This window comes from Nocardioides sp. S5 (assembly GCF_017310035.1).
In the GTDB taxonomy this organism is placed as follows: Bacteria; Actinomycetota; Actinomycetes; order Propionibacteriales; family Nocardioidaceae; genus Nocardioides.
The window spans coordinates 3,404,555-3,419,339 of record NZ_CP022296.1 but is presented as its reverse complement, the minus strand read 5'-3'; the positions used below and the strand labels follow the sequence as shown (position 1 = coordinate 3,419,339).

Genomic DNA, 14,785 nt, shown 5'->3' with positions numbered 1-14,785 from the left:
ACTTTCCAGGCAGAGTCCCCCGCTCGATCGGAGTTCCCCCGTGCGTCACCGTCTCCCCACCTCCGTCGCCGCGCTCGTCGCGGCCTCGCTCCTCCTGGCCGGCTGCGGCGGCGGGGACGAGCAGGAGGCGCCGGCGGGCGCCGCTCCGTCCTCGGAGCCGACGGCCTCCGCGACGAGCGAGCCGCCGGAGCCGACGTACTGGCCCCTCACCGGGCTCGAGCGCACGGGCAAGGCCCCGAAGCACCCGGTGATCGTGACCAAGGTCGACAACACCTCCTCGAGTGCGCCGCAGGTCGGCCTGGGTGCGGCCGACCTCGTCGTCGAGGAGCTCGTCGAGGGCGGCTACACCCGCCTGGCGGCGTTCTACTACTCCAAGGTGCCCGCCAGCATCGGCCCGGTGCGCTCGATGCGTGCCAGCGACATCGGGATCGTGCCCGAGGGGGCCACGGTCGTGACCAGTGGTGCTGCGCCGATCACCATCAAGCGGGTCAACGGCGCCGGGATCCCGTGGATCACCGAGGGTGCCGCCGGCGTCTACCGCGAGACCACCCGCTCGGCGCCCTACAACCTCTTCGCCCGCCTCGGCGAGATCTCCCGGCGGCTGAAGGCCGAGGAGGAGCCGCCCGCCTACCTGCCGTGGGGCACGCCGGCCGACCTCCCCAAGGGCGCGAAGGCCCGCACCCTGACCGCCGACTTCGGCGCCCACTCCACGAGCTGGCAGTTCCAGGGCGGTCGCTACGTCAACACCGACTCCTACGCCGCCGAGGGTGACGAGTTCCCGGCCGACTCCGTGCTCGTCCTGCGGGTGCAGGTCGGCGACGCCGGCTACCGCGACCCGGCGGGCTACCCCGTCCCGGAGACCAAGTTCGAGGGCAAGGGCGCCGCGCTGCTCTTCCACGGCGGCCGCGTCATCCGTGGCACCTGGTCCAAGGACGGCCTCACCGGCGCCATCGAGCTCGCCACGAAGGGCGGCGAGCTCGCCGTGCCGGCCGGCAAGGTCTGGGTCGAGCTCGTGCCGGCGGTCAACGGCAACGTCACCTTCGCGAAGTAGCGCCGCTGTCCAGGAGCTGGCGCAGCCCGGCCATGATGGTGCCGATCGCGAACTCCACGCGGGCGGCCGCGGCCGCGGGGTCCTGGCTCACCGCGACGGCACCGCCGGCAGCCGACATCGCACCGAAGAAGATCCGGGTGAAGGTGTCGAGCATCGCGTCGTCGAGGTCGTAGGCGTCGGTGCCGAGCGCGGAGCGGACGATCTCGTCGACGATGGCGTACGTCGAGCGCTCCTCCTGCTCGCGGAACCGCTCGTGCCCGAGCACCGAGGGCCCGTCGGAGATGACGACCTGGCGGTAGGCCGGCTCCTGCACGGCCTCGAGGAAGGCGCGCAGTCCTGCCTGCGCCTTCTCCCACGGGTCGTCGCGCCCCTCGGTCGCGTGGGCGATGCCGCTGCTGGCGCGTGACTCGACCCGCTCGAAGGCGGCCTCGAAGATCGCCTGCTTGCCGCTGAAGTGGTGGTAGAGCGCGCCCTTGGTGACGTCCGCGCCGGCGACGATCGCGTCGAGCGAGGTGGCGGAGTAGCCGTGGGTGGTGAAGAGCTGCTCGGCGACGTCGACGAGTGCGCGCTTGGTCGAGTCCGAGTAGCGCTGCCGGCGCGTCCTCACTGGCGTGTCCCCATGGGCGCAGCCTAGGTGACCCGGCTCACGCTCGGAGTGGTTGGAGCGCGGTGGAGCGCTGGGCATACTGAAAGTACGTACCGCCGGTATGTCAGCTGAGGAGACCGCCATGACCTGGACGTCCCACCACCGACGCGCAGACGTGCTCCGCGCCGTGATCAGTGCCGCCGACACCCGCCTCGACGCCCGCCTGCCCCTCGACGTCGACGGGGTCGCCGAGACCTTCGGCGACGACCAGACCCTGCTCGGCGCGCTGCAGCTGCGCTGGCACACCCGCCTGGCCGGCCACATCGAGCGCGAGCTCGCCGACCAGCCGCTCGACCTCGAGAACGCCGTCGCCCTCGCGTGGTTGCGCGCCGCCGAGGACATGCCCGGGATCCGGGCGGTCCTCGACCACCACGTCGACCACCCGACGAGCCCGGAGATGGCCCGAGCCACGGCGGTCGCGACCGGCAAGGAGCACGAGATGCTCGCCCTGATGGCCGGGCGGGCGAGTGCGCCCGGGGCGGCCGCCCAGCGCGTCGGCCGTGCGATCGAGCGCGCTGCGCGGGCGTCGTACGTCCCGGGTGCGCGGCCCGGCAGGGCCACCCGCCCTGCCTCGCTCGTGCAGCGGCTCCGCGCAGTCATCGCCGCCTGAGCCGCTGGCGTTCAGCCGCGGCGCTCGCACGAGCGGAGCCGCTCGCCCCGGAGGCACCGGTCGGCCTTGGGATGCGACCTGGGCGCGGAAAGTTGCGGCATCGGCCATGATGGACCGTATGCAGCTGGCATCGGGGATGCTGCTGGTGGCGACGCCGGCCCTGCAGGATCCCAACTTCGTCGACACGGTGGTGCTGCTGCTCGACGTCACCGACGACGGCGCCCTGGGCGTCGTGCTCAACCGTCCCTCGCAGGTCCTGGTGGCCGACGTGCTCGAGCCGTGGAGCGACGTCGTGGCCGCCCCCGAGGTCCTGTTCCGCGGCGGACCCGTCGGCACCGACGGTGCGCTCGCCGTGGCCCGGCTGTCCGACCCCGACGACCCGCCCGTGGGCTGGCGCCCGGTCGCGGGACTGCTCGGCATGGTCGACCTCGACACCCCCGCCGAGCTCGTCGACGGCTCGCTCGCCGCGATGCGGGTCTACGCCGGCTACGCCGGGTGGGGTGTCGGGCAGCTCGCCGGGGAGATCGAGGAGGGCAGCTGGTACGTCGTCAGCGGCGAGGCCGGCGACGCCTTCCGTGGTGAGACGGACGGGCTGCGCCGCGACGTCATGCGACGCCAGCCCGGGATGCTCGCCTGGCACGTGAACCGGCCCGTCGATCCGGACATGAACTGAGCTCCGCGTTAGGCTTGTCCATCATGAGCACCATCGGATTCTCCCCGGGCAGCCAGACGATCGAAGAGCGTCAGACCGTCCCGACGGACGAGGGTGACCACGAGCGGTTCTCCCACTACGTCCCGAAGGACAAGCTCACCGAGGCGATGGTCATGGGCACCCCCGTGATCGCGCTGTGCGGCAAGGTGTGGGTGCCCTCACGGGCGCCGGAGAAGTTCCCGGTGTGCCCGGAGTGCAAGGAAGTCTGGGAGTCCATGAAGTCCGGGGACGGCTCGGGTTCGGACGGCTCGGGTCCCGAGGCGTGACGGGGCGCCCAGACGCGCCGCTGCCTCCCGCGTGGCCCGACCGGGCCGCCTGGGGCACCGCGCCCTCGCTGCGTGCCTGGCAGCAGGCGGCGATGGACCTCTACGCCTCGCGCCAGCCGCGTGACTTCCTCGCGGTCGCGACCCCGGGTGCCGGCAAGACGACCTTCGCGCTGACCGTCGCCGCCGACCTCCTCGGTCGGCGCGTCGTCGACCGCATCATCGTGGTCGCCCCGACCGAGCACCTGAAGACCCAGTGGGCCGAGGCCGCCGCACGTGCGGGCATCCCGATCGACCCCGCCTACTCCGCCGGCAAGGGGCGCACCTCCGACGACTACGTCGGGATCGCGGTCACCTACGCCGGCGTCGCGGTCAACCCGCTCGCGATGCGGATCCGCACCGAGCGCTCGAAGACCCTGGTCATCCTCGACGAGATCCACCACGCCGGCGACGCCCTGTCCTGGGGCGAGGGCGTGCGCGAGGCGTTCGACCCCGCGACCCGCCGGCTCTCGCTGACCGGCACCCCGTTCCGCTCCGACATCAACCCGATCCCGTTCGTCACCTACGCCCCGGGCGACGACGGCATCCCCACCTCGGTCGCCGACTACACCTACGGCTACGCCCACGCGCTGTCGGACCACGTCGTGCGCCCGGTGCTGTTCATGGCCTACTCGGGCGAGATGCAGTGGCGCACCCGCGCCGGCGACGAGATCACCGCGCGCCTCGGCGAGCCGCTCACCAAGGACATGCACGCCCACGCGCTGCGTACGGCACTGGACCCGAAGGGGTCGTGGATGCCGGCGGTGCTGCAGGCCGCCGACCGACGCCTGTCGGAGGTACGCCGCCACGTCCCCGACGCCGGCGGGATGGTCATCGCCAGCGACCAGGAGACCGCGCGCGCCTACGCCGGGCTGCTGAAGAAGATCTCCGGCGAGTCGCCCACCGTGGTGCTCTCGGACGAGAAGGGCGCGTCGAAGAAGATCGCGACCTTCACCGACTCCGACAAGCGCTGGCTGGTGGCCGTGCGCATGGTCTCCGAGGGCGTGGACGTGCCGCGCCTGGCCGTCGGCGTGTGGGCGACCACCACCTCGACGCCGCTGTTCTTCGCCCAGGCCGTGGGCCGCTTCGTGCGTGCCCGTTCGCGCGGTGAGACGGCGTCGGTCTTCCTGCCGTCGGTGCCACACCTGCTCGAGTTCGCCTCCGACATGGAGGCGCAGCGCGACCACGTCCTGGGGCGCCGCGTCACCGACGAGGGCGACATCTTCGCCGCCGAGGACGACCTGCTCGCCCAGGCCAACGCCGAGGAGGGGACGTCCGAGGAGCTGGAGATGTCGTGGGAGGCGCTCGGGTCCACCGCGTCCTTCGACCACGTCCTCTACGAGGGCGCCCAGTTCGGCCACTCCGGCGAGGTGCACGCAGGCTCGGAGGAGGAGATGGACTTCCTCGGCATCCCCGGCCTGCTCGAGCCGGACCAGGTGCGCGAGCTCCTGCACTCGCGCCAGAGCGAGCGGGCGCGCAAGCAGCGCGCCGACGGCGGGGGAGACCGCGTGGTGGAGTCGGTGGCGCAGATGAGCACCCACCAGCAGCTCGGGGTGCTGCGCCGCGAGCTCAACGGTCTCGTCGCCGCGTGGCACCACCGCACCGGCCAGGCGCACGGCATCACCCACTCGGCGCTGCGCAAGGAGTGCGGCGGGCCGCCCGCCGCCGTCGCCAACGCGGAGCAGCTGCACGAGCGGATCAACCGGATCCGCGAGTGGGCGATGCGTCAGACGTCCTGAGGACCTCCCTCGTCACGCCGGGTGCGACTCCGTCGCCCCCGGCTAGGCTCGTGACATGCCCTCGGAGACCTCGCAGACGCTCGACCGCGGGCTGAGGGTGCTGCGGGTCCTCTCCGAGAGCCCCGACGGACTCACCGTCACCGAGCTGTCGGGACGCCTCCAGGTCAACCGCACGGTCGTCTACCGCCTCGTCAGCACCCTCGAGCAGCACGGGCTCGTACGCCGCGACGCCCGTTCGCGCCTCTTCGTCGGGCTGGGCGTGCTGCACCTGGCCAGCGGGGTCCAGCCGCTGCTGCGCGACCTCGCGATGCCGGTGCTCCGCCGCCTCGCCGAGTCGGTCGGCTCCACCGCGCACCTCACCGTCGCCGACGGTGACGAGGCGCTGGCGCTCGCGGTCGTGGAGCCCACGTGGACCGACTTCCACGTGTCCTACCGCGTCGGCGCCCGCCATCCGCTCTCGCAGGGTGCGGCCGGCAAGGCGATCGCGCTCACCGACCCGGCCGGGTCGGCGTACGCCGTCACGAGCGGCGAGCTGCAGTCCGGCGCGCGCGGCCTCGCCGCCCCCGTGCTGGGCGTCGAGGGCCTGCACGCCAGCGTGGGCGTGGTGACCTTGGACGGCGCGATCGACGAGGACGTCGTGGCGCCGCAGGTGATGGCAGCGGCGCACGAGGTGGCCGAGCGGTTGCGGTGACGGCTCCGCTCACCGACGCCTCCGGCAGGCTCGTCGCCCACGCCACCTCGACCTGCCTGGTCATGCAGGTGGAGGACTGGCTGCCGACCGTGCCAGCGGCAGCACCCGGTGGGGGATCTGGGTGGCGAGCGCGATCACGGTCGTCGAGCGATCGATCGCGGGCTCGGTGAGCACCAGGTCGATCACCCGCTGGAGGTCGGCGTTGGACCGCGCGACCACGCGTGCCCACATGTCGCCGGCGCCGGTGATCGTGTAGGCCTCCAGCACCTCCGGGATCCGCGCGAGGTGGGCCGCGACCGCGTCGTGGCCACCCGCGCTGCCCGAGCCCTGGCGGATCTCCAGGGTCAGGAAGGCCATCACTGGGTAGCCGAGCGCCTCGGGGGAGAGATCCGGGCCCCAGCCGGTGATGACGCCCGAGGCGGCGAGCTTGTCGAGCCGGGCCTGCACCGTGCCGCGCGCGATGCCCAGCCGGCGGCTCGCCTCCAGGACGCCGAGCCGGGGCTCGCCGGCGAACAGATCGATCACCTTGCCGTCGATCTCGTCCATCTTCTGCTCCTCGACTGTGCAACCTGTCCAACGTTTCGACGTACTGTTGCACATCTTGCCTGTCGTTGGCAGGGTTCGAGCCATGACGACTGACATCGCCTCGACCGGTGGCGCCCTGACCGTGGACGAGATGAAGGCCGACCTCTCGCTGGAGCAGCTGCGCCAGCTCGTCGGCCTCGTGGAGTACGACGCCGACGCCGACCCCTTCCCGGTGACCGGCTGGGACGCGATCTGCTTCGTGGTCGGCAACGCGACGCAGGCCGCCCACTACTACGCCTCCGCCTGGGGCATGGAGCTCGTCGCCTACTCGGGCCCCGAGAACGGCAACCGCGACCACAAGTCCTTCGTGCTGAAGTCCGGGTCCATCAGGTTCGTGCTCAGCGGCGCGGTCTCGCCCGACAGCGACCTGGTGCAGCACCACGCGCGCCACGGTGACGGCGTCGTCGACATCGCACTCGAGGTGCCGGACGTCGACCAGTGCATCGCCCAGGCCCGCGCGGCCGGCGCGACGGTCCTGCAGGAGCCGACGACCGTCACCGACGAGCACGGCTCGGTGCGCATCGCCGCGATCGCGACCTACGGCGAGACCCGGCACACCCTCGTGCAGCGCACCGTGGACGGCCGGGCGTACGCCGGTCCCTACCTTCCCGGCTACGTCGCGGTCGCGCCGCGCTGGGAGAAGAAGGACGACCAGCCCAAGCGCCTGTTCCAGGCACTCGACCACATCGTCGGCAACGTCGAGCTCGGGAAGATGGACGAGTGGGTCACCTTCTACAACAAGGTGATGGGCTTCGTGAACATGGCCGAGTTCATCGGTGACGACATCGCCACCGACTACTCCGCGCTGATGTCGAAGGTCGTCGCCAATGGCAACCACCGGGTGAAGTTCCCGCTCAACGAGCCGGCCGTTGCGAAGAAGAAGTCGCAGATCGACGAGTACCTCGAGTTCTACAACGGACCCGGCGCCCAGCACCTCGCGCTCGCGACCGGTGACATCCTGGCCACCGTCGACGCCCTGCGTGCCAACGGCGTGGAGTTCCTCAACACCCCGGACTCCTACTACGAGGACCCCGAGCTGCGTGCCCGCATCGGCGAGGTCCGGGTGCCGATCGAGGAGCTGAAGAAGCGCGGCATCCTCGTCGACCGCGACGAGGACGGCTACCTCCTCCAGATCTTCACCAAGCCGCTCGGCGACCGGCCGACGGTCTTCTTCGAGCTTATCGAGCGCCACGGCTCGCTCGGCTTCGGCAAGGGGAACTTCAAGGCGCTCTTCGAGGCCATCGAGCGCGAGCAGGACGCCCGCGGGAACCTCTGACCCCGGCCCGCTGCCGAGCGGTGAGGGAGACAGGTTTCCGTGCGGCGAAACCTGTCTCACTCACCGCCGGGGAGAGCGTCGTACGCCGATCCGTTGACGCATCGAAAAACGATGCCCTATCGTTTGTCGACAGCATCGACATTCGACATGCGGGGGATCCATGGACGGCACGCGCGGCAACGACCCACTGAGGACCCTCGAGCTCCTGGTCGGGGTGATCGTCTCGCTGATGGCCCTGCTCGCCGGCCTCGTGCTGCTGGGCACCATCGTCGGCACCGGGACCATCCCGGGGGTCAATGCCGAGGTGTGCGCCTCCACGGCGGGGGACGCCCCTGCCTTCCGCAGGGCCGAGGGCGACTCGACCGGTCCGGTGGGCCTCGGCGAGGGAATCACGTGGCGTGCCGACGAGGTGCAGATCTGCGACCCCGACCCAGACGGTGGCACGCGGGCGCTCGCGGCGGTCGGCCTCGTGGTGTGGGCCGGGGCGCCCCTGCTCTTCTTCTCGCTGCTCTGGCGCCTGCTGCGCCGCGCGCGCCGCGAGGGAGTCTTCGCCGACCGGGTGCCGGGCGGGCTCCGCACCCTCGGACGGATCCTGGTCGCGTGGGCAGTGCTCGACTTCTTCGTGTCCGGGCTGGTCGACGCCGCGTTGCTCACCCGGATGACCGACAGCACCGTGATCCTGTCCGGGGACGTCCCCTGGCTGCCCGTTCTGGTCGGTGTCACCCTGCTCGCGCTGGCACGCGTCATCGCGCAGGCCGTCGACCTGCGGCGTGACGCCGAGGCCACGATCTGATGGCGAGACGAGCCGCGGGCCGGTCCGCGACCGAGCCGGAGCCCGACGAGCCGCACGGCGTGAGCGTCCACCTCGACGCGGTCCTGGCCGCGCGGGGCATGACACTGACCGAGCTGGCCGACCGGGTCGGCGTCACCGTGGTCAACCTCAGCGTGCTGAAGAACGGGCGGGCCAAGGCGGTGCGCTTCAGCACCCTCACCGGGATCTGCCGCGCACTGGACTGCCAGCCGGGAGACATCCTCCGGGTCGACTGAGAAACTGCCGTCATGATGATCCGACCGGCCGAGCTGGCCGCCATCAGGGCCGGCACCGTCGACCTCGCCTTCCGTCGCTGGGCGAGGCCGCGCGTCGTGGTCGGCACCAGGATGCGTACGGCGGTCGGGCTGGTCGAGGTCACCTCGGTCGAGCAGGTCGGCGTCGCGAGCCTGCGCGCCGAGGACGCCCGCCGGGCCGGCGCACCGTCGCTGGCCGCGCTCCGGGAGGCGCTCGCCGCCCGACCGGACGACCCCGCCTGGCGCATCGGGTTGGCGTACGCCGGTCCCGACCCGCGTGAGCTGCTGCGGGAGAGCATCCCGGACGCCGACGAGATCGCCGCGATCAACGCTCGGCTCGACCGCCTTGACGCCGCCTCGGCCCACGGGGCGTGGACACGGGAGACGCTCGACCTGATCGACCTCCACGGAGGCGTGCGCGCGCCCGACCTCGCCGCCCGGGTGGGGCGCGAGACGCCGGACTTCAAGAAGGACGTGCGCAAGCTCAAGGAGCTCGGGCTGACCGAGTCCCTGGCGATCGGCTACCTGCTGTCGCCGCGGGGCCGGGCCGTCGTCGACGCCGGCCTCCCCGAGCCGCGCGTACGCCGACCGCGCGAGGAGGGCACCCCGCTGCCGCGCGGCATCGGCGCTCCGGCCACCCGCGCACTGCGGGAGGCCGGGTTGACCACGCTCGAGCAGGTGGCCACGCGCTCCGCCGCGGAGCTGGCCGCCATGCACGGGGTCGGGCCGATCGCGATCACCCGGCTGCGCGAGGCGCTCGCCGAGCAGGGCGCCGGCCTGGCGGGGGAGTAGGACCGTCGGGTGGCTCAGTGGGCGAGCAGGCCCACGCCGAGCACGCCCATGAAGACGGCGATGCCGGAGTCCAGCACGCGCCACGCGCTCGGACGGGAGAAGACGCCGCGCAGCAGGCGGGCGCCGAAGCCGAGCCCGAAGAACCACAGCACGCTCGCCACGAGGGTCCCGGAGACGAACCACCAGCGGTCGTCGCCGAAGCTGTTGGCGACCGTGCCCAGCATGAGGACGGCGTCGAGGTAGAAGTGCGGGTTGAGCCAGGTCAGCGCCAGCGTGAGCAGGACCGCCTTGCCGGGGGTGAGGGCAGTGCCCTCGCCGGTGTCGAGCGCGGTCGGGCGCCACGCGCGCATGGCGGCGTGCAGGCCGAAGGCGATCAGGTAGATCCCGCCGAGGACCTGCGCCACCGGCAGCACCGACGGCCAGCGCTCGAGCACGACGCCGAGGCCCGCGACGCCGGCGGTGATGGCGACGACGTCGGAGACCAGGCAGGTCAGCACGATGGGCAGGACCTGCTCGCCGCGGATCCCCTGACGGAGCAGGAACGCGTTCTGTGCGCCGACGGCGATGATGAGAGCGAGTCCGGTGAGCAGACCGGTGAGAGCAACCTGGAACATGCGATCAACGCTAGGTGCTGGATGTGCTTCAATCCAGCGAACTATTTTCACTAATCATTAGGATGTCTAAGTATGAAAGACATCACCCAGCTCGACCCTGTGGCCCTGCGCACACTGGCCGTCGCCGTGCGCCTCGGCACGTTCGAGGCGGCGGCCCGCGAGCTCCACGTGACCCCCTCCGCGGTGAGCCAGCGCATCAAGGCGCTGGAGACGCGCATCGGTCGGGTGCTGCTGCACCGCGTGAAGCCGCTGGAGCCCACCGAGGCCGGGCTGGTCCTGGTGCGACTGGCGACCCAGACCGAGCTGCTGGAGCGCGAGGCCGTCGCCGAGCTGGTGGAGGAGGACGACGGCGACGGGACGTCGTACGCCTCCCTGCCGATCGCAGTGAACGCCGACGCGCTCTACGGCTGGTTCGTCGACGCGCTGGCCGAGGTGCAGGGCAGGCACCGGGTGGTCTTCGAGGTGGTGCGCGAGGACCACACCCGCACCGCGGAGCGGCTGCGCCGCGGCGAGGTGGTGGCCGCCATCACCGGGGAGCCCAAGCCGGTCCCGGGGTGCCGGGTCGTGCGCCTGGGCCGCCTGCGCTACGTCGCGGTCGCGACCCGCGACTTCCACGCGGCCCACTTCGGCGACGGGGTGGGGTCGGCCTCCCTCGCCGAGGCGCCGATCGTGGCCTTCGACCGCAGCGACTCCCTCCAGCACGACTTCATCCGGCGCGTGACCCGTCGCCACCTCGCGCCACCGGTGACCTACCTGCCGTCGGTGCGCGAGTTCGACCGTGCCATCCGGGTGGGCATGGGGTGGGGGCTGCTGCCCGAGTCCGACGTCGCAGGGCAGCTGGCGAGCGGGGACCTGGTCGAGCTGGTCCCGGGGCGCCGTCCTGAGGTGGCGCTGTTCTGGCAGCACTGGCGGCTGGGTTCCGGGCTGGTGGACGACCTGACCGAGGCGGTGGTCGGCGCAGCACGCGGCTGGATGGCGAGCTGAGCGTGGCCTTGACGAGATCTTCGGTTCGCCTGACAGGTTCCTCCGGGCGGTCCTAGGCTCCGGGCGGGATCGAGCACGGAGCTCATCACGGACCGGAACGGGGAAACCCTGTGGCACGTCGCAGCAGCACAGCATGGGCCGGGGCCCTGGGGGCCGGTCTCCTCGTCGCCCTGACCGGGTGCGGCGGGTCCGGCGAGGCTGTGGCCAGCAAGGGCGACACGGTCGTCCTGGAGGGCGAGCAGCTCGAGGGCCTGGTCTCGCAGGTGAGCAAGATGGGCATCGTGGAGTGGCACGGCCAGCTGCTCACCAAGAACCCCGACAACGGCGGCAAGCGGATCTTCGACCTCGACGGCCGCTTCAGCCCCTCCACGGGCTACAGCGAGCTGTCGATGGACTCGGTCATCGACGGCAACGCCCAGCAGGTCGACTACCTCGTCGTCGCCGGGCGCACCTACTTCAACAGCGAGTCGTGGGGCCCCAACGCCGCCACCTGCTACGTCGACATCACCGACGACGCCGATCGCAGCTGGGCGCTCCCGACCGACCTCGACCCGACCTGGCCGGTCACCGCGGCCCGGGCGATCCGCCTGGCCGGCGACGGCGTGAGCGTCGGCGTACCCGCGAAGGACGTCATCACCGGCATGCCCCGCGGGCTGTTCCCCGACGTCCCCGCGGCGCTCGACGGCGTCGAGGCGAAGGCGGTCATCACCCCGCACGGCCACCTCATCGAGGTCGGCGTCGACGTGGTCAACATGTGGGGCGAGGTGCCCCCGGCCGAGCTCGCCAAGATCGACACGCGCAAGGCCGGTTGGTGGGCGATGACGATGAAGGAGTCGCAGAACGGCGCCAACATCGTGCCCCCGCAGCACGTCTTCGACCCCGCCGTGACCCCGCCCAGCCAGTGCAAGCGCGCCTGAGCGACAGGTCCCCGTCCGGCCAGGCATGATCGGGCCATGCCCACCTACGTCGCGTTCCTGCGCGCGATCAACCTCGGCGCGAGGCGCAAGTTCCCCAAGGACGCGATCAGGGCCGCCACCGAGGCCGCCGGCGGCACCGGGGTCGAGACCTACATCAACACCGGCAACGTCCGCCTGACGCACCCCGCCCGGTCCGCGGCGAAGGTGCGCCGGGTCCTCGAGGAGGCGTACGCCGCCGAGGCCGGCTTCGAGGTGCCGACGGTCGTCTTCACGACCGCCGAGCTCGCTGCCCTAACGGCTCGCGGCGAGGAGCTGCACGCCGGTCATGCCGGCGAGGTCGGCAACCACTACGTGACCCTCTTCGCCGACCCGCCGACCGCTTCCGCGGTCGAGGCCGCGCACGCCCTCGAGCACGCGGGGGAGACCGTGGTGGTCGAGGGCCGGGCGGCGTACGTGCTGCTGGCGGGCGACATCCACACCTCGAAGGCGCTGTCCAGCAAGCAGTTCAACGCGCTCGGTCAGGGCACCGCGCGCACCGTCAAGGTGCTGCGCACCGTCACCGCGAAGTGGTGCTGATGCTCACGCGATCTCGACTCCGGCGCCGCTCATCTCGGTGATCGCCGCCGCCGTGGAGTCGTCGGCCACCCCGGCGCAGAGCGGGAGCAGCACACGGGTCGCGAAGCCCGCGCCCGCGCTGTCGAGCGCCGTGGCCCGCACGCAGTGGTCCGTGGCGATGCCGCACACGTCGACCTCCTCGACCTGCCGGGCGCGCAACCAGTCCGTGAGGGCCTCGCCCGACGACGTACGCCCCTCGAAGCCGCTGTAGGCGGCCTCGTGCTCACCCTTGTAGAACACCTCGTCGAAGGGTTGCGGGTCGAGGTTGGGGTGGAAGCCCGCACCCTCGGTGCCGACCTTGCAGTGCACCGGCCACGACTCGGCGAAGTCCGGCTTGAGCGACCAGTGGGCGCCGGGGTCGACGTGGTGGTCCTTGGTGGCCACCACGACGTCGTACGCCGGCGCGTCGGCCGCCTTCGAGTGCCAGCGGTGCAGCAGCGCACCGATGTCGGCGGCGATGCGTGCGCCCCCCGACACGGCGAGGGACCCGCCCTCGCAGAAGTCGTTCTGGACGTCGACCACGATCAGCGCTCGGCTCATCTGCTGAGGCTACTGCTCGAAGACCGTGGGGATCACCGGCTCCCCGGCCGACATCATCGTCACCGCGCGCGGCAGCTCGGCGACCGACGCGCGGTGGCGCGCCCTGGCCTCCTCGAGGCTCGCGCGCCCGACGACCTCGCCGGCCGCGACCAGCGGCACGAGCAGTGACCGGTCGCTGGTGCCTGTCGAGCTGGCGTCGTCCCGGGGCCGCTCACCGATGCCCACGACCTCGGCCTGGGCCGTCCCGGCGGGGGAGCAGCGGCGCAGGGCGTACTTCCGCCCGCCCACTGACGCCTTGTCGGTCGAGCGCTTGGCGACCGACACGAGCTCACCGTCCGCCCCCTCGCGAGCGACGAGCTTGTAGACGAAGCCGCAGGTCGGGTGGCCCGAGCCGGTGACGAGCTGGGTGCCGACGCCGTACGCGTCGACCGGTGCGGCGGCCAGGGCGGCGATCGCGTGCTCGTCGAGGTCGCTGGTCACCACGATCCGGGTGGACGTCGCGCCGAGGGAGTCGAGCTGGGCCCGCACGTCGCGGGCGACCAGTCCGAGGTCGCCCGAGTCGAGGCGCACGGCACCGAGGTTGGTCCCGGCGACCTCGACCGCGAGGCGCACCGCCTCGGTCACGTCGTAGGTGTCGACCAGGAGCGTGGTGCCGACCCCGAGCGTCTGCACCTGGGCCCGGAAGGCGTCGGCCTCGGTGTCGTGGAGCAGGGTGAAGGAGTGCGCGGCGGTGCCGGCCGACGGGACGCCGTGGGCCGCCCGCGCGGCCAGGTTGCTCGTCGCGTCGAACCCGGCGACGTACGCCGCTCGCGCCGCCGCGACGGCCGCCTGCTCGTGGGTGCGTCGCGAACCCATCTCGATGCACGGGCGACCGCCAGCGGCCAGCGTCATCCGCGACGCGGCCGAGGCGATGGCGGAGTCGTGGTTGTAGATGGACAGCAGCACCGTCTCCAGCAGCACCGCCTCGGCGAAGGTGCCCTCGACGACCAGCAGCGGCGAGTGGGGGAAGTAGGCCTCGCCCTCGGCGTAGCCCCACACGTCGCCGGAGAAGCGGTAGGAGGCCAGCCACTCGAGCATGTCGGCGTCGACGACGCCCTCCAGCGCGGCGAGGGCGGCGCCGTCGAAGCGGAAGGCCTCGATCGCGTCGAGCGCCCGGCCGACGCCCGCCACCACGCCGTACCTCCGCCCCTCGGGCAGCCGGCGCGGGAACAGCTCGAAGACCGAGCGCCGAGCGGCAGTGCCCGCCTGCCGGGCGGCCTGCACCATGGTGAGCTCGTAGTGGTCGGTCAGCAGCGCCGTGGACGCCGGGGGTGGGCTCGTCACGACCGACACTGTGCCACGATGGCCTCGTGTCAGCCGCCAGTCCCGTAGAGGTCGAGCCGACCCTGACGCCCGACGAGATCACCTTCCTGGCCAAGCCGTGGGTGACGCTGGTCTGGGACGACCCGGTGAACCTCATGTCCTATGTGTCCTACGTGTTCCAGAAGTACTTCGGCTATGACAAGTTGAAGGCCGAGAAGCTGATGCTCGAGGTGCACACCGAGGGTCGCTCGGTCGTCTCGACGGGCACCCGCGAGGAGATGGAGCGCGACGTCCAGGCGATGCACGAGTACGGCCTGTGGGCGACGATGGAGAAGGCGTCCTGA

General features: G+C 72.1%; 19 protein-coding genes. 14 read left to right on the top strand and 5 right to left on the bottom strand.

Features of this window, described 5'->3' with window-relative positions; translation table 11 throughout:
- Nucleotides 1–40 precede the first annotated feature (40 nt).
- Nucleotides 41–1,051, top strand: a complete 1,011-nt coding sequence (locus CFI00_RS16955) for a DUF3048 domain-containing protein (RefSeq protein WP_207082233.1) — start codon at nt 41–43, stop codon at nt 1,049–1,051.
- On the opposite strand, the gene CFI00_RS16950 is transcribed toward CFI00_RS16955, so the two are convergent.
- The gene (locus CFI00_RS16950) at nt 1,035–1,658 is read right to left on the bottom strand and encodes a TetR/AcrR family transcriptional regulator (protein ID WP_242532452.1); all 624 of its coding nucleotides are present in this window, start codon (nt 1,656–1,658) and stop codon (nt 1,035–1,037) included. The genes CFI00_RS16955 and CFI00_RS16950 overlap by 17 nt on opposite strands.
- 121 nt (nt 1,659–1,779) lie before the next feature.
- On the opposite strand from CFI00_RS16950, the gene CFI00_RS16945 reads away from it, so the two are divergent.
- The 5 genes from CFI00_RS16945 to CFI00_RS16925 all read left to right on the top strand — a co-directional run bounded on the left by CFI00_RS16945 (nt 1,780) and on the right by CFI00_RS16925 (nt 5,751).
- The gene (locus tag CFI00_RS16945; protein WP_207082231.1) at nt 1,780–2,307 is read left to right on the top strand and encodes a hypothetical protein; all 528 of its coding nucleotides are present in this window, start codon (nt 1,780–1,782) and stop codon (nt 2,305–2,307) included.
- Between the two features lie 118 nt (nt 2,308–2,425).
- On the top strand, nt 2,426–2,980 hold the full coding sequence (locus tag CFI00_RS16940) for a YqgE/AlgH family protein (protein ID WP_347401883.1): 555 nt from the start codon (nt 2,426–2,428) through the stop codon (nt 2,978–2,980).
- A 23-nt stretch (nt 2,981–3,003) separates the two neighbouring features.
- Nucleotides 3,004–3,285 (top strand): DUF3039 domain-containing protein, encoded by a 282-nt coding sequence (locus CFI00_RS16935; RefSeq protein ID WP_207082229.1) that lies wholly within the window; start codon nt 3,004–3,006, stop codon nt 3,283–3,285.
- Nucleotides 3,282–5,060, top strand: a complete 1,779-nt coding sequence (locus CFI00_RS16930) for a DEAD/DEAH box helicase (protein ID WP_207082228.1) — start codon at nt 3,282–3,284, stop codon at nt 5,058–5,060. Before CFI00_RS16935 ends, CFI00_RS16930 begins: the two co-directional genes overlap by 4 nt.
- Before the next feature lie 55 nt (nt 5,061–5,115).
- Nucleotides 5,116–5,751 carry a helix-turn-helix domain-containing protein gene (locus CFI00_RS16925; protein ID WP_207082227.1) on the top strand — a complete coding sequence of 212 codons (636 nt, stop codon included), beginning with the start codon at nt 5,116–5,118 and terminating at the stop codon, nt 5,749–5,751.
- Between the two features lie 60 nt (nt 5,752–5,811).
- Here CFI00_RS16925 and CFI00_RS16920 read toward each other — a convergent pair whose 3' ends face one another.
- Nucleotides 5,812–6,297, bottom strand: coding sequence for an Lrp/AsnC family transcriptional regulator (locus tag CFI00_RS16920; RefSeq protein WP_207082226.1), 486 nt, complete (start codon nt 6,295–6,297; stop codon nt 5,812–5,814).
- An 82-nt stretch (nt 6,298–6,379) separates the two neighbouring features.
- Here CFI00_RS16920 and hppD point away from each other — a divergent pair, with 82 nt between their 5' ends.
- From hppD to CFI00_RS23655, 4 genes are all read left to right on the top strand, one after another.
- Nucleotides 6,380–7,612: a 4-hydroxyphenylpyruvate dioxygenase gene (hppD, locus tag CFI00_RS16915; protein WP_242532451.1), complete on the top strand. Its 1,233-nt coding sequence runs from the start codon at nt 6,380–6,382 to the stop codon at nt 7,610–7,612.
- Between the two features lie 160 nt (nt 7,613–7,772).
- A complete protein-coding gene (locus CFI00_RS16910; RefSeq protein WP_207082225.1) occupies nt 7,773–8,405 on the top strand; it encodes a DUF2975 domain-containing protein in 633 nt (210 codons plus the stop codon).
- On the top strand, nt 8,405–8,659 hold the full coding sequence (locus tag CFI00_RS23890; RefSeq protein WP_207082224.1) for a helix-turn-helix transcriptional regulator: 255 nt from the start codon (nt 8,405–8,407) through the stop codon (nt 8,657–8,659). The genes CFI00_RS16910 and CFI00_RS23890 overlap by 1 nt, the downstream gene beginning before the upstream one ends.
- A 12-nt stretch (nt 8,660–8,671) precedes the next feature.
- Nucleotides 8,672–9,469, top strand: coding sequence for a helix-hairpin-helix domain-containing protein (locus CFI00_RS23655; RefSeq protein ID WP_242532450.1), 798 nt, complete (start codon nt 8,672–8,674; stop codon nt 9,467–9,469).
- 14 nt (nt 9,470–9,483) lie between these two features.
- Here CFI00_RS23655 and CFI00_RS16895 read toward each other — a convergent pair whose 3' ends face one another.
- Nucleotides 9,484–10,083 carry a LysE family transporter gene (locus CFI00_RS16895; protein WP_207082223.1) on the bottom strand — a complete coding sequence of 200 codons (600 nt, stop codon included), beginning with the start codon at nt 10,081–10,083 and terminating at the stop codon, nt 9,484–9,486.
- A 72-nt stretch (nt 10,084–10,155) separates the two neighbouring features.
- Here CFI00_RS16895 and CFI00_RS16890 point away from each other — a divergent pair, with 72 nt between their 5' ends.
- The 3 genes from CFI00_RS16890 to CFI00_RS16880 all read left to right on the top strand — a co-directional run bounded on the left by CFI00_RS16890 (nt 10,156) and on the right by CFI00_RS16880 (nt 12,560).
- The gene (locus CFI00_RS16890) at nt 10,156–11,067 is read left to right on the top strand and encodes a LysR family transcriptional regulator ArgP (RefSeq protein ID WP_207082222.1); all 912 of its coding nucleotides are present in this window, start codon (nt 10,156–10,158) and stop codon (nt 11,065–11,067) included.
- Nucleotides 11,068–11,177: 110 nt separating this feature from the next.
- Nucleotides 11,178–11,984, top strand: a complete 807-nt coding sequence (locus CFI00_RS16885) for a hypothetical protein (RefSeq protein ID WP_207082221.1) — start codon at nt 11,178–11,180, stop codon at nt 11,982–11,984.
- Between the two features lie 36 nt (nt 11,985–12,020).
- The gene (locus tag CFI00_RS16880; protein WP_207082220.1) at nt 12,021–12,560 is read left to right on the top strand and encodes a DUF1697 domain-containing protein; all 540 of its coding nucleotides are present in this window, start codon (nt 12,021–12,023) and stop codon (nt 12,558–12,560) included.
- 3 nt (nt 12,561–12,563) lie between these two features.
- Here the strand turns inward: CFI00_RS16880 and CFI00_RS16875 are convergent, their stop codons facing one another.
- Together CFI00_RS16875 and CFI00_RS16870 are read right to left on the bottom strand one after the other, a co-directional pair.
- A complete protein-coding gene (locus CFI00_RS16875) occupies nt 12,564–13,139 on the bottom strand; it encodes an isochorismatase family protein (protein WP_207082219.1) in 576 nt (191 codons plus the stop codon).
- Between the two features lie 9 nt (nt 13,140–13,148).
- Entirely contained in the window at nt 13,149–14,462 is a 1,314-nt protein-coding gene (locus tag CFI00_RS16870; RefSeq protein WP_207082218.1) for a nicotinate phosphoribosyltransferase, read from the bottom strand.
- A 62-nt stretch (nt 14,463–14,524) separates the two neighbouring features.
- Here CFI00_RS16870 and clpS point away from each other — a divergent pair, with 62 nt between their 5' ends.
- Nucleotides 14,525–14,785: an ATP-dependent Clp protease adapter ClpS gene (gene clpS / locus CFI00_RS16865; RefSeq protein WP_242532894.1), complete on the top strand. Its 261-nt coding sequence runs from the start codon at nt 14,525–14,527 to the stop codon at nt 14,783–14,785.

Excerpts from the sequence above, each read along its gene's own strand:
- CFI00_RS16910 (WP_207082225.1), top strand. The coding sequence starts at position 7,773 with ATGGACGGCACGCGCGGCAACGACCCACTGAGGACCCTCGAGCTCCTG.
- CFI00_RS16935 (WP_207082229.1), top strand. The coding sequence starts at position 3,004 with ATGAGCACCATCGGATTCTCCCCGGGCAGCCAGACGATCGAAGAGCGT.
- CFI00_RS16945 (WP_207082231.1), top strand. The coding sequence starts at position 1,780 with ATGACCTGGACGTCCCACCACCGACGCGCAGACGTGCTCCGCGCCGTG.
- CFI00_RS16940 (WP_347401883.1), top strand. The coding sequence starts at position 2,426 with ATGCAGCTGGCATCGGGGATGCTGCTGGTGGCGACGCCGGCCCTGCAG.
- CFI00_RS16920 (WP_207082226.1), bottom strand. The coding sequence starts at position 6,297 with ATGGACGAGATCGACGGCAAGGTGATCGATCTGTTCGCCGGCGAGCCC.
- CFI00_RS16890 (WP_207082222.1), top strand. The coding sequence starts at position 10,156 with ATGAAAGACATCACCCAGCTCGACCCTGTGGCCCTGCGCACACTGGCC.
- CFI00_RS16925 (WP_207082227.1), top strand. The coding sequence starts at position 5,116 with ATGCCCTCGGAGACCTCGCAGACGCTCGACCGCGGGCTGAGGGTGCTG.
- CFI00_RS23655 (WP_242532450.1), top strand. The coding sequence starts at position 8,672 with ATGATGATCCGACCGGCCGAGCTGGCCGCCATCAGGGCCGGCACCGTC.
- hppD (WP_242532451.1), top strand. The coding sequence starts at position 6,380 with ATGACGACTGACATCGCCTCGACCGGTGGCGCCCTGACCGTGGACGAG.
- CFI00_RS16880 (WP_207082220.1), top strand. The coding sequence starts at position 12,021 with ATGCCCACCTACGTCGCGTTCCTGCGCGCGATCAACCTCGGCGCGAGG.
- CFI00_RS16895 (WP_207082223.1), bottom strand. The coding sequence starts at position 10,083 with ATGTTCCAGGTTGCTCTCACCGGTCTGCTCACCGGACTCGCTCTCATC.
- CFI00_RS16875 (WP_207082219.1), bottom strand. The coding sequence starts at position 13,139 with ATGAGCCGAGCGCTGATCGTGGTCGACGTCCAGAACGACTTCTGCGAG.
- CFI00_RS23890 (WP_207082224.1), top strand. The coding sequence starts at position 8,405 with ATGGCGAGACGAGCCGCGGGCCGGTCCGCGACCGAGCCGGAGCCCGAC.